10 protein-coding genes and 1 riboswitch are annotated in these 12,770 nt (G+C 68.3%); of the genes, 4 read left to right on the top strand and 6 right to left on the bottom strand.

Annotated features, from left to right (window positions below):
- Positions 1 to 18: 18 nt before the first annotated feature.
- Complete coding sequence (locus EVS83_RS12520) at positions 19 to 1,167, bottom strand: homoserine dehydrogenase family protein (protein ID WP_246022935.1); 1,149 nt, start codon at positions 1,165 to 1,167, stop codon at positions 19 to 21.
- Positions 1,168 to 1,493: 326 nt separating this feature from the next.
- Positions 1,494 to 1,589: riboswitch (TPP riboswitch) on the top strand.
- Between the two features lie 70 nt (positions 1,590 to 1,659).
- Between EVS83_RS12520 and thiC the strand changes: the two genes are divergently transcribed.
- From thiC to EVS83_RS12505, 3 genes are read left to right on the top strand one after another with little or no spacing between them, the layout of a single operon-like run.
- Positions 1,660 to 3,534 (top strand): phosphomethylpyrimidine synthase ThiC, encoded by a 1,875-nt coding sequence (gene thiC, locus EVS83_RS12515; protein ID WP_133501377.1) that lies wholly within the window; start codon positions 1,660 to 1,662, stop codon positions 3,532 to 3,534.
- A 40-nt stretch (positions 3,535 to 3,574) separates the two neighbouring features.
- Positions 3,575 to 5,257 carry a sulfotransferase family protein gene (locus tag EVS83_RS12510; RefSeq protein WP_133501376.1) on the top strand — a complete coding sequence of 561 codons (1,683 nt, stop codon included), beginning with the start codon at positions 3,575 to 3,577 and terminating at the stop codon, positions 5,255 to 5,257.
- Positions 5,258 to 5,299: 42 nt separating this feature from the next.
- On the top strand, positions 5,300 to 6,244 hold the full coding sequence (locus EVS83_RS12505) for an aspartyl/asparaginyl beta-hydroxylase domain-containing protein (RefSeq protein ID WP_133501375.1): 945 nt from the start codon (positions 5,300 to 5,302) through the stop codon (positions 6,242 to 6,244).
- Between the two features lie 59 nt (positions 6,245 to 6,303).
- Here EVS83_RS12505 and ppa read toward each other — a convergent pair whose 3' ends face one another.
- From ppa to EVS83_RS12490, 3 genes are all read right to left on the bottom strand, one after another.
- Positions 6,304 to 6,852: an inorganic diphosphatase gene (gene ppa / locus EVS83_RS12500; RefSeq protein ID WP_133501374.1), complete on the bottom strand. Its 549-nt coding sequence runs from the start codon at positions 6,850 to 6,852 to the stop codon at positions 6,304 to 6,306.
- Between the two features lie 139 nt (positions 6,853 to 6,991).
- Positions 6,992 to 8,641, bottom strand: a complete 1,650-nt coding sequence (locus tag EVS83_RS12495) for a mechanosensitive ion channel (protein WP_166636896.1) — start codon at positions 8,639 to 8,641, stop codon at positions 6,992 to 6,994.
- Positions 8,642 to 8,791: 150 nt separating this feature from the next.
- Positions 8,792 to 10,828 carry a sodium-translocating pyrophosphatase gene (locus tag EVS83_RS12490; protein WP_133501372.1) on the bottom strand — a complete coding sequence of 679 codons (2,037 nt, stop codon included), beginning with the start codon at positions 10,826 to 10,828 and terminating at the stop codon, positions 8,792 to 8,794.
- A 204-nt stretch (positions 10,829 to 11,032) separates the two neighbouring features.
- Here EVS83_RS12490 and EVS83_RS12485 point away from each other — a divergent pair, with 204 nt between their 5' ends.
- The gene (locus tag EVS83_RS12485; RefSeq protein WP_133501371.1) at positions 11,033 to 11,533 is read left to right on the top strand and encodes a hypothetical protein; all 501 of its coding nucleotides are present in this window, start codon (positions 11,033 to 11,035) and stop codon (positions 11,531 to 11,533) included.
- A 73-nt stretch (positions 11,534 to 11,606) separates the two neighbouring features.
- On the opposite strand, the gene EVS83_RS12480 is transcribed toward EVS83_RS12485, so the two are convergent.
- Both EVS83_RS12480 and EVS83_RS12475 read right to left on the bottom strand, forming a co-directional pair.
- Positions 11,607 to 12,065: a DUF2846 domain-containing protein gene (locus tag EVS83_RS12480; protein ID WP_133501370.1), complete on the bottom strand. Its 459-nt coding sequence runs from the start codon at positions 12,063 to 12,065 to the stop codon at positions 11,607 to 11,609.
- A gap of 3 nt (positions 12,066 to 12,068) precedes the next feature.
- On the bottom strand, positions 12,069 to 12,533 hold the full coding sequence (locus tag EVS83_RS12475) for a hypothetical protein (protein WP_133501369.1): 465 nt from the start codon (positions 12,531 to 12,533) through the stop codon (positions 12,069 to 12,071).
- Positions 12,534 to 12,770 lie beyond the last annotated feature (237 nt).

Genomic DNA, 12,770 nt, shown 5'->3' with positions numbered 1-12,770 from the left:
GGTTCGCATCGGGTGGACTCACAGGCGGGCTCCAAGGTACTGGGCGATCGCGAGGACGTCGCCGAACACGCCGGCCGCCGTCACCTCGGGGCCCGCGCCGGGCCCTTGCACCACCAGTGGATTATCCGCGTAGCGGCGGGTGCGGAACCGAATCAGGTTGTCGGTGAGGCGTCCATGCGAGGTCGCATCATCCGGGCCCGGCATCGCCAAGCCGACGCGTGCGTCGCGGCCGTCGAAGCTGGCGACGTAGCGCAGCGCGCGGCCGCGCTCGCGGGCCGCGTCGAAGCGTGCCTGCATGGGGGCATCGAGCGCGTCGATCTGCGCGAGGAACGCGTCAGGCGGAACCTCGCGCAGGTGCGCCGGCACCAGGCTTTCCACCTCGACGTCGTCCAGCGCGATCGAATGCCCGGCCTCGCGCGCGAGGATTACCAGCTTGCGGGCGACATCGAGGCCGGACAGGTCGTCGCGCGGATCCGGCTCGGTGTAGCCGAGGTCATGCGCCTCGCGAACGAGGTGCGAAAACGGCCGGCTGCCATCGAAGCGATGGAACAGCCACGCGAGCGTGCCGGAGAGCACGCCGTCGACGCCGAGCAGGTCGTCGCCGGTGTCGAGCTGGCTGCGCAGCGTCTGGATGACCGGTAGCCCCGCACCCACGCTGGCCTCGTGGCGGAAGCGCGCGCCGTTGCGCGTCGCATTGCGGATGGCATGCCAGCGCTCGATCGGGCCGCTGCCCGCGCGTTTGCTGGGGGTCACGACGTGCAGACCCTGGGACAGCCACCGCGCGTAGTGATCGACCACCTCGTCGCTGCCCGAGCAGTCGATGACCACCGCCTGCAGGCGCCCTTCGTCGACGAGGTGCGGTCCGAAGCGGTGGACGTCGGGCGACGGCGCGGCGTCGAAGTCGCTCATCACCGCGTCGAGCGACCCGCGCGCAGCGCCCAGCCACATGCGGCGGCGGTCCATCACACCGCGAAGCACGACGTCGACGCCCTGCGCGCGAAGACGCGGCGCGACGTCGGCCCATTGCGCGAGCAGCGCGCGGCCGACCTTGCCGGGACCGATCAGGCCGAGCGCGATCGTGGTCGTCGCGGTGCGCGCGCAGGCACCGCGCGCGCCCATGTGCGGCGGAAACGGGGCGATTCGGCGGTCGGTCAGGACGGCGGACATGGTGGAGCACTCCCTGTCAGGAGCCCCGTGCCGTCGGATGCGTTCCCCGCATCCGATCGGATGCGGGGCGGGTGGCGGACGATCAGTCCGGAATCACGCGCGTCCGCATCCGCCACGACGTCGTCGTGGTGGTGCGGGTGCTGGTACCGAGGCCGTTGCGCGTGCAGACGTCCGCCACTCGCGGTGCGAGGGTCGAGACGACGGCAGGGGCGGCCTGGAAGGTCATGGCCCGAGTAAACGCCCGCGGCGCGGCGCCTGTCAAAGCCTTTCGTCGACGCGTTCGCAGTACGGCCGGTGGCTCCGCGGGGCCGCGCATGGTGAAATGCGCCTCGAAGCGGGGGTACCGGCCGAGGCCGGTTGAGACAGACCCTTCGAACCTGATGCGGTTGAGACCGCCGTAGGGAAGCTTCGCGGGGCGCGTTGCGTCCGCGCGCCGCCCGCTCGCAGTGAACGTCCACCCGACGTTCGACCTTCCATGCAGCGGACGATCCGATGAACGCAGTCGCCACCGAACTCCTCCAGCAGGCCGAAAAGCTTTCGGCCGACGTCGTCCGTCCGATTCCGGGCTCGCGCAAGATTCACGTCGAAGGCTCGCGTGCCGACCTCCGCGTGCCGATGCGCGAGATCGCACTCGCCCGCACGCCCACGCTGTTCGGCGGCGAGGAGAACGCGCCGTTCGTCACGTACGACTGCTCCGGCCCGTACACGGACGAGAACGCGACGATCGATCTGTCGCGCGGCCTACCGGCGCTGCGCGCGCAGTGGATCGCCGAGCGCGGCGACACCGAGGCGCTGCCGGGCCTGTCCTCCGAATACGGCCGCGCGCGCGAGCACGATCCAAAGCTCGCGCACATCCGCTTCGGCAACCGCGCGCTGCCGCGTCGCGCGGTCGCCGGCGCGAACGTCTCGCAGATGCACTACGCCAAGAAGGGCATCGTCACGCCGGAGATGGAGTTCATCGCGATCCGCGAGAACCAGCGCATCGAAGCGATCCGCGAGGCGCACCTGCTGCGCCAGCATGCAGGCGAGACCTTCGGCGCGAACATCCAGAAGCTGATCACGCCCGAGTTCGTGCGCGACGAAGTAGCGCGCGGTCGCGCCATCATTCCGAACAACATCAACCACCCGGAAAGCGAGCCGATGATCATCGGCCGCAACTTTCTCACCAAGGTCAACGCGAACATCGGCAACAGCGCGGTGTCGTCGGGCATCGCGGAGGAAGTCGAGAAGCTCGTGTGGTCGATCCGCTGGGGTGCAGACACGGTGATGGATCTGTCCACGGGCAAGCACATCCACGAGACGCGCGAGTGGATCATCCGCAACTCGCCGGTGCCGATCGGCACCGTGCCGATCTACCAGGCGCTGGAGAAGGTCGACGGCCGCGCCGAAGAACTCAACTGGGAGATCTTCCGCGACACGCTGATCGAGCAGGCGGAGCAGGGCGTCGACTACTTCACCATCCACGCCGGCGTGCTGCTGCGCTACGTGCCGCTCACCGCGAACCGCGTCACGGGCATCGTCAGCCGCGGCGGTTCGATCATGGCGAAGTGGTGCCTCGCGCATCACAAGGAGAATTTCCTCTACACGCACTTCGAGGAAATCTGCGAAATCATGAAGGCGTACGACGTCGCCTTCTCGCTCGGCGACGGTCTGCGCCCGGGTTCGATCGCCGACGCGAACGACGCCGCGCAGTTCGGTGAACTCGAAACGCTCGGTGAGCTCACGCAGATCGCGTGGAAGCACGACGTCCAGACCATGATCGAAGGCCCCGGCCACGTGCCGATGCAGCTGATCAAGGAGAACATGGACAAGCAGCTGCGCGAGTGCGGCGAAGCGCCGTTCTACACGCTGGGCCCGCTGACCACCGACATCGCGCCCGGTTACGACCACATCACGTCCGCGATCGGCGCGGCGATGATCGGCTGGTTCGGCACCGCGATGCTCTGCTACGTCACGCCGAAGGAGCACCTCGGCCTGCCGAACAAGCACGACGTGCGCGAAGGCCTCATGGCCTACAAGATCGCCGCGCACGCGGCCGATCTCGCGAAGGGCCACCCCGGTGCGCAGGCGCGCGACAACGCGATGAGCAAGGCGCGCTTCGAGTTCCGCTGGGAGGACCAGTTCAACCTCGGCCTCGACCCGGAGCGTGCGCGCGAGTACCACGATGAAACGCTGCCCAAGCAGGCGCACAAGGTCGCGCACTTCTGCTCCATGTGCGGCCCGCACTTCTGCTCGATGAAGATCACGCAGGACGTGCGCGACTACGCCAAGGAGCACCCGGAGTCGATTGCCGAGGTCGAGAAGGGCATGGCGGAGAAGTCGGCGGAATTCCGCGCGACGGGCGCCGAGGTGTATCACAAGGCCTGATGCGGATCGCCTCGCGCCTGCACATGGACGGAGCGTCGCGGTGAGGCTGCCGCGACCGTGGATGTCGCTGCCGTTCGCGTGCCCGGCGGAGGCGTTCGCTGCGATCGCGCGGACGGCAGACGAGGGCGCTTGGCGGGCCGTCGACGGCACCGGTCAGCGCGCGCGTCTCGAGTTGTTCGATGGCGCCACGTTGATCGAGGCCGCGTCGGCGGTCGCACCGTGGATGGCGTCGCTGGACGTCGTGTGGGCCGATGCGGCTCTGCTGCGCTTCGCTTCCGGGGCCCACACGCCCCTCCAGGTCGACGCGCGTCGCGTGGCGCGCGATCGGCTGCAAATTATTCTGCCGCTCACCGCGGGCTGGCTGCTCGAGGTCGACGGCGCGCGCATGCCGCTCGATGCGAGTCGCGGTGGCGTGCTCGATACGTGGCAGCGCCATCGACTTGCGCAGCTGTCGGATGCGCCCGGTTTCGCTTTGGTCGCCGAGGTGTATGGCGATCTGCAGCCGCGGGCTGCCGAAGCTGCGGCTGGTTCCCGTCGCGCACGCGACGTGATGTCCGCGCCGAACCCGTGGGAAATCGAATCGTTGATCGGCGGCCTCATCGCCGATGTGCCGCCGCAGGACGCACAGCGCGTGCATGCGCCTCTCGCGCGGTTCGTGCGGGGGTGGCGCGGTGAATGGGCGAGCGCGGACGCGGGCGATGACGCGCGTCGACGTGCCGCGTGGATCGCCGAGACGCGTGCGGCGCTGGACGAGGCGGACGCCCGGCGCATTCCGATGCGCAACGGCCTCGGTTTCGCGGAGGTGCTCGAACGTCACGTGTTAGAACCGCTCACGCGTCTCGACGATGCGGTGACGAAATGCGCGACGTCACTTGCCGGACGCGACCCCGAGTTCGATCGTCCCGTCTTCATCGTCAGCCCGCCGCGCGCGGGCTCGACGCTGTTGTTCGAGACCCTTGCACAGGCGAAGGGCGTCGTCACGATCGGCGACGAGAGCCACACGCTGATCGAAGGACTGCCGTCGCTTGCGCCGGCGGCGCGAAATTACCAGTCCAATGTGCTGGACGCGTGCGACGCGACCCCTGCGGTCGCCGCCGCGCTGCGCACGCGCTTCATGGACCAGCTCCGCGATCGCGACGGACATCGCGTCGACGGCATGTCGCCGGTTCGCATGCTCGAGAAGACGCCGAAGAACGCGTTGCGCATTCCGTTCCTGCGTGCGGTGTTCCCCGAAGCGCGCTTCATCTACCTGCATCGCGATCCGCACCAGGTCATCGCCAGCATGATCGAAAGCTGGACGTCGGGGCGGTTCAACACCTATCCGACGTTGCCGGGGTGGAGCGGCCCGCCATGGTCGCTACTGCTCGTGCCCGGATGGCGCGAGCTGGTCGGGAGGTCGCTGGCCGATGTCGTCGGTCATCAGTGGGCGACCACCGTGCAGACGATGCTCGACGATCTTGCGGCCCTGCCGTCGGACCGCGTACTCGGTGTCGACTACGCGACCCTGCTGGCCAATCCCGATGCGGAGCTGCGCCGCATCTGTGCCTGGGCCGGTTTCGAATGGGATCGCTCGCTGGAGGGCGAACTGCCGCTGTCGCGCTACACGATGAGCAAGCCGGATGCCTCGAAGTGGCGGCGTCACCAGGCCGACGTCGCAGCGCAGCTCGCGCCGCGCGCGGGGCTGGTCGCACGCGCCGGGGCGGCGGTGCATACGGGGCCTTGAGGCGTCGCGGTACGATGGCGGCGTCGTAATGCACGTGCCCGCATGAAACTCCACGCCCCATTCATCCAGCTGCCGCTGCGCTTCGACGCCGAGGCGCTCGCGCGCGAGGTCGCGGCGCTCGGCGAAGGCGCCTGGAAGCCGCATCCCCAAGGATTCGCCGGCAATTCGATGCTCCCGCTGGTGGCCGTCGAGGGTGATCCTGACGACGAGTCGTTCACCGGCGTGATGCGGCCCACGCCTGCGCTCGAACGTTCGCCCTATCTGCGCCGCGTGTTCGCGAGCCTGGGTGCGACAGTGGGTCGCAGCCGGCTGATGCGCCTTTCGGGGCATGCCGAGGTCACGCGCCACGCCGACCAGTTCTATTACTGGGCCGAGCGCGTGCGCGTGCACGTGCCGATCGTGACGCAGCCGACCGTGCGCTTCGAATGCGGCGGCGCGGCCATCAACATGGCGGCGGGCGAATGCTGGATCTTCGACACGTGGCGGCAGCATCGCGTACTCAACGACGCCGTCGAAGAGCGCATCCATCTCGTTGTCGACACGGTGGGTGGCGGTGCGTTCTGGGATGCGGTGGGCCGTGGGCGTCGCCACGACGAGCGCAGGCCGGACTGGTCGCCGACGCTGATCGAGCCGGCAGCGGACGATGCGAACGTCGAATTCGCGTGCGAGACGCGCAACCTGCCCACGGTCATGAGCCCGTGGGAGATGAACTCGCTGTTCGGCCTGCTGTTCTCGCACGCCGTGCCCCATCCCGCGTGGCGCACTGTGCACGAATTGACCGGGCGTTTCGCGCGTCAGTGGCAGGGCCTGTGGTTCGAGTTCGGTGACGAACCCACGGGCCGTGAGCGCTTCCGCGAAGCGTTGCACCGCTACGTCGAAGCGGTGACGCCGATCAGCCAGACGCTTGCGCTGGACAACGAGCTGCCGTGGCACGGCGCGATGATCTCGACGATCGCGCAGGTCGCGGTGAGACCCGACGCGGTCTGAAAACCAAAAAAAAGGCCGCCCGAAGGCGGCCTTTTTCATTCGATCGTCGCAGCAACCAATCAGTAATTCGGCTTGTCCGCCGACTCGTCGTAGCGCTTGATCGCGTCGACGATGATGGCCTTGGCTTCGGCGGCGTTGCCCCAGCCTTCGACCTTCACCCACTTGCCCTTCTCGAGATCCTTGTAGTGCTCGAAGAAGTGGCCGATGCGGTCGAGCCAGTGCTGCGACACCTGCTCGATGTCCTCGATGTGCTGGTAGCCGTTGAACACCTTGGTGACCGGCACGGCGAGGATCTTCTCGTCCGAACCCGCTTCGTCGGTCATCTTCAGCACCGCGACCGGGCGGCAGCGGATCACCGAGCCCGGCACTAGGGTCAGCGGCAGGATGACCAGTACGTCGGCCGGGTCGCCGTCCCCGCAGACGGTGTGCGGCACGTAGCCGTAGTTGCACGGGTAGCGCATCGGCGTGGACAGGATGCGGTCGACGAAGATCGCGCCGGTTTCCTTGTCGACTTCGTACTTGACCGGTTCCGAGTCCTTCGGGATCTCGATGATGACGTTGATCTCGTCCGGCGGATTCTTGCCGGTGGGAACGAGGTCCAGACCCATGACGATGTGCTCCAGATAGCGATGCGCCCGCCGGTCGGCGGGCGCGGGGGTGCGGATTTTAGCGGTCCTCGTGCTGCGCTGCAGCAGCCGGGCCCCGGCCGGCGGAGGGCGGCGACGCGGCCGTCCTCCGCCGGCGCCCTTATTCCGTGCGGTCGGTCGGGCGGCGTTCGAGGTAGTCGTCCGCCCAGCGGCGGGTGATGCGCCCCGCGGCGTCGCGGCCGCCGAGGCCGAAGGCCAGCGCGAACGCCACCGCGACCGCGCCCAGCACCAGCCCGAAGGCGAGGTTCACGATGTCGTCGGCCACGCCCATCGCACGCAGGCCCATGGCGATGACTAGCCCGAGGATCGCGAAGCGGACGATGCGCGCCAGGCCGCGGCCTTCCGGATTCGCCCGCTCGATCGCGCGGGCCGCGATGTCGGCCAGCCACCAGCCCACGGCGAGGATGACCAGGCCGAGCAGAACGTCCGCGCCGAAATCGATGAACTGCTGCAGCAGCGCATTGATGCCGGCGAAGCCGAGCAGCGAGGCCGCTTCGACCGTCGCGAACAGCATGATGAAGAACAGCGCGACCCTGCCGCCGAACGCCGACAGCGTGCCGCTCGACGCGCGCGCCGCGGTTGCAGCGGACGATGTCGGCGTGGGCTCGGGCGTGCGCGCCATCGCGTCGGACGGCGTCGAAAGCGCGCCTTCCGCTTCGGCGGCGCGCTCCATGGTCGACGTCGCCATCAGCACGTCGGACGGCGCGTCGGCAGTCGTCGACGTCGCATCCGGATCGCGGAACGCATGGCCGAGGCCGAGTCGCGCGGGCAGGCGATCGAAGCCGAGATCCGACAGCAAACGCTCGACCAGGCTCGCGACGAAGCGGCCGAGGAACCACGCGAGGATCAGGATCGCCGCCGCCGCGAGAAGGTTCGGAATCGCGTCGAAGAAAATGCCGAGCATGCGCGTCAGCGGTGCGGAGATCGCGGTGATGCGCAGCGCGTCGAGCGCGGCGATCAGCGCCGGCACGATCACCATCACGAACGCGAGCGTGCCGCCGAGATCCGACAGCTTCAGGTCGCGCGTATCCGGATGTTCCTGGCTCCAGCGATCGATGCCGGTCGTCGCGAGCAGGTTGCTGACGAGGCCGCGCACGGCCTTCGCAATCAGCCAGCCGACGCCGGCGATGATCACCGCGGCGAACAGGTTGGGCAGCATGCCGAGCAGCGTCGACGTCATGCCCGTCAGCGGCGTCATCAGGCCTTCGATCTGCAACGCGCCGACGATCGCGGGCAGGAACAGCAGCAGCACGAGCCAGTAGGCGACGTTGCCCATCGACTGCGAGACCGGGCGCATGTCGGCCGTCCTCGCGAGCTTTTCGTCGACGCGCGTGGTCGACAGCGTGCGGTTCACCAGCGTGCGCACGACGGTGGCGACGAGCCACGCCACCACGGCCAAGGCGGCCGCGACCAGCAAGCGCGGCAGGTACAGCATCACGGTGGTCGCGAGCGTGCTCAATGGGCCGGACACACCCTGCACGCGCAGCACGCTGAACATGCCGATCAGCGCGAGCAGCATGATCGCCCAGAACACCACGCGGCCCGCGATGCGTTCGAAGTCGACGCGGCTCTGCGTATGCGCGCCGACGCGCTGGTTGGTGCCCATCGCGGCGAGCCCGCGACGCGTCGCCGCGGCGGCGACCAGCGCGATGATCCAGCCGACCAGCAGGATCGCGATCCCGCCGAGGACGCTGGGCAGGTACACGCCCAGCGAGTTCTGCAACGAGGCTTGCCAGTTGGCGTCGTTCACGGTCGCGCTCCGATGACCGCGCGGCGCGCGGCAGATCGGGGACCGTAGCGAAGGCGCGATCAACGCCGCGTCGAACTTCGGTGAGGACGGGCGCGAAACGACGAAGGGCGACCCGCAGGCCGCCCTTCGCGATCACACCGGCAATGTCGATCAGTTGCCCAGCAGCGGCACCAGCAGCAGCGCGACGATGTTGATGATCTTGATCAGCGGGTTCACCGCCGGGCCCGCCGTGTCCTTGTAGGGATCGCCGACCGTGTCGCCGGTGACCGCCGCCTTGTGCGCCTCGGAGCCCTTACCGCCGAAGTGGCCGTCCTCGATGTACTTCTTGGCGTTGTCCCAGGCACCGCCGCCGGTGGTCATCGAGATCGCGACGAACAGGCCGGTGACGATCGTGCCGATCAGCACGCCGCCGAGCGCACGCGGGCCGAGCAGCAGGCCGACGAGGATCGGCACCGCCACGGGCAGCAGCGACGGCAGGATCATTTCCTTAATCGCCGACTTCGTCAGCATGTCGACCGCGCGGTCGTACTGCGGCTTGCCGGTGCCCTGCATGATTCCCGGGATGTCGCGGAACTGGCGACGCACTTCCTCGACCACCGCACCCGCCGCGCGACCGACCGCTTCCATCGCCATCGCGCCGAACAGATAGGGGATCAGGCCGCCGATGAGCAGGCCGATGATCACCATGTGGTCGGACAGGTCGAACGCGAACGTCACGCCCGGATGCGTCGTCTGCAGGTTGTGCGTGTAGTCGGCGAACAGTACGAGCGCGGCGAGCGCGGCCGAGCCGATCGCATAGCCCTTGGTCACCGCCTTCGTCGTATTGCCCACCGCGTCGAGCGGATCGGTGACGTCACGCACTTCGCTCGGCAGCTCGCTCATCTCCGCGATGCCGCCGGCGTTGTCGGTGATCGGGCCGTAGGCGTCGAGCGCGACGATCATGCCGGCCATCGACAGCATGGCCGTCGCCGCGATGGCGATGCCGTACAGGCCGCCCAGCGCGTAGGCACCCCAGATCGCGATGCACACCGCGATGACCGGCATCGCCGTCGACTTCATCGACACGCCCAGGCCCGCGATGATGTTCGTGCCGTGGCCGGTGGTCGACGCCTGCGCTACGTGGCGCACCGGCTTGTACTGCGTGCCGGTGTAGTACTCGGTGATCCACACGATCGCCCCGGTGAGCGCGAGGCCGATCAGCGCGCAGTAGTACAGCGACATCGCGCCGTACTTCGAATCGCCCATCAGCTGCTGCGTGACGAAGAAGAACGCGATCGCCGCGAGCACCGCCGACACGATCACGCCGCGATACAGCGCGCCCATGATCGAACCGCCAGGGCCGACCTTCACCACGAACGTGCCGAAGATCGACGCGATGATCGACACGCCGCCGAGCACGAGCGGGTAGAGCACCGCATTGCGCCCCGCGTCCGCCGCCATCAGGCCGCCGAGCAGCATCGTCGCGATCACCGTCACCGCGTAGGTTTCGAAGAGGTCGGCCGCCATGCCCGCGCAGTCGCCGACGTTGTCACCGACGTTGTCCGCGATCACCGCCGGGTTGCGCGGGTCATCTTCCGGAATGCCGGCCTCGACCTTGCCGACGAGATCCGCGCCGACGTCCGCGCCCTTGGTGAAGATGCCGCCGCCGAGTCGCGCGAAGATCGAAATGAGCGACGAGCCGAACGCGAGGCCGACCAGCGCGTGCAGCGAGTCCTCCTCGCTGTAGCCCATGTGCAGGTGGAGCAGTGCGAAGTAGCCGGCGACGCCGAGCAGGCCGAGGCCGACGACGAGCATGCCGGTGATCGCACCGCCCCGGAAGGCGACGTTCATCGCCGGCCCGATGCCGCGACGCGCCGCTTCCGCCGTGCGCACGTTCGCACGGACCGACACGTTCATGCCGATATAGCCCGCTGCGCCCGAAAGCACCGCACCGATGAGGAAACCGATGGCGGTCGGCCACGACAGGAACACGCCGATCAGCACGAACAGGACGATGCCCGCGACGCCGATCGTCGTGTACTGGCGATTGAGGTAGGCCCGCGCGCCTTCCTGGATCGCGCCGGCGATCTGTTGCATGCGTTCGTTGCCGGCAGGCTGCGCGGTAATCCACCGCGCGGAAATGATCCCGTACAGGATCGCGACGACGGCGCAGGCCACCGCCAAGGTCAAACCGTGCTGCTCCAGCATGAACCCCCTCCCCAACTAGAAAGTGGACATCGGACAACGGTGTTTGAGGCCCCCAGCGGCCTCGACCGCGCGGACCGTCCGACTATGGCACAGGCGTTGCGACAACGAATGCTGCGCTGCGTGATGGCAAGCGGGCGGACGGGTGAATGCGCGGTTCAGTGCGTGCGTGCGAGGCTCGCCGCCAATCGACCGGAGATCGAATCCATGCGCGTTGCCGTCTTCGCTTCCAGCCTCGTCCTCGGCGTGGGCCTCGCGTCCGCCGCGACGCCCGAGATCCAGCGCCCCGTCGGCACGCCGCAGGCCAATGGCGTCACCCATCTGGCACGCGGCATTCCCGAAGCCTGCGCGTGGCTCGAAGGCACGTTCACCGGCGACGCCAAGACGCCGTACAAGCTCACGCCCGTGCGCAGCAGCCCCACCTGCCAGGCGCGCGCGCGTCTGTTGAATCCGGAAAAGGCGAAGCCGAGCGAAGCTTCGGGCTGGAAACTCAACGATGTCGTGCATATTCCGTCGAAGGATTGCCAGGGGTTACAGGCCGTCGTGGAGATCTGGCGTCTGCAGGCCGACGCGAAGACGCTGAAGCTCGACGAGCAGGGTCGCGCGCGTCTGTACCTGCAGGACGCGAAGGCCGCGGCCGGAAAGGCGGCGCCGACGCCGGCGTACACGGCGAAGCTTGCGATCGAGGGAAAGCCGTGCGGCGGGTGATCGCGCTTCGTCGGGTGTGACATGAAAACGGGCCGCTCACGCGGCCCGTTCGTTTTGCGACGCATCGGTTGGATCAGGGCGCCTTGGCAGGCTTCAGCTTCTTCAGCGCGGCCAGGAAGCCGGCTTCGTCCGATGGCGCGAGGTTGGGGCGGCCCGCGACGATGCCCATCGAGATGCTGGCCTTCACGTAATAGGTCTCGTCCGCTTCGATCTCGAGCGGCAGCACGTCCTTCACTTCGCCGTGCATGTTGTATTCGTGCTTGCCGGGTTCGACGGTCGCAACGAAATACGTTCCGTTCTTCAGCTTGACGATCTCGTTCTCGCCTTCGCGCACCTTGAAGCCGACACCGCCGCCGACGAACTTCGGCTCGCGATAGAAGACGATCTGGCCCTTGCCGGCGGGCGCGGGACCGATCGGGTTCTGCACGTCCATCGCAGCGGCAGCGGCGGGTGTTTCCGTGGTGTCATCAGCGGTCGCGGCGAACGGCATGGCGAGCGAGAAGGCGAGAAGCAAAGAGGCAATACGGATCACGTGTCACTCCTGTGTGGACGGTGCAGCGGTTGAAGAAGAGGTCGCGGCGGAAGACGGCGCGACGACGTCCGACGTCGGCACGACATATGCTTCCGCGAGCTTCGCGCGGGCGATCGCGCCGACGGGCACTTCCATTTCGCCGCCGTGGATGAACATGGCGAAGACGCCGATGGCGATACTGACGCCGGCGGACATTCCGCTGCGGTCGTCGCCCGCGCCGGCGAGCTTCATGCCGCGAAGGGCGACGCGTCGGTCGCCGACTTCGAGGTAGCGCGCCGCGAGGATCAGCTCGCCGGCCTGGCCCGATCCGTGCGCGGGTGCTGCATGCACGACTTCACCCACGCCATGCGTGCCAGCCGGAATCACGTCATGGCCGTCGACCACCACTGGCTGTGCAAGCCTGAAGGAGAACGGGTCACCGCTCTTGCGCTCGTCCGAGACGATGCGATCGAGGACCTCGATGACCACCGGTGTTCCCGCGGGTGCGCATCCACAAGTCGGAGTGTCGGCGGGCGCTGCGGGCGTCACGGCGTCGGCGCTGCCCGATGCGGCCACCGCTTGCGCGGGTGGCGCGCCGGCGCGAGACGCGGCGGTGTGGTTTGCGTCGGTGGCGGTCGCCACGACGGGTAACGACGCGACTGCAAGCAGCAACGCGCCGGTTCGCACGCGCACGAAAGCGCGTGCAGCATTGCTCGGCATGGAAGT

This window comes from Cognatilysobacter terrigena (assembly GCF_004361065.1).
In the GTDB taxonomy this organism is placed as follows: Bacteria; Pseudomonadota; Gammaproteobacteria; order Xanthomonadales; family Xanthomonadaceae; genus Cognatilysobacter; species Cognatilysobacter terrigena.
Note: the sequence above shows the minus strand (reverse complement) of the source record. Positions and strands in the feature narration are given on the sequence as shown.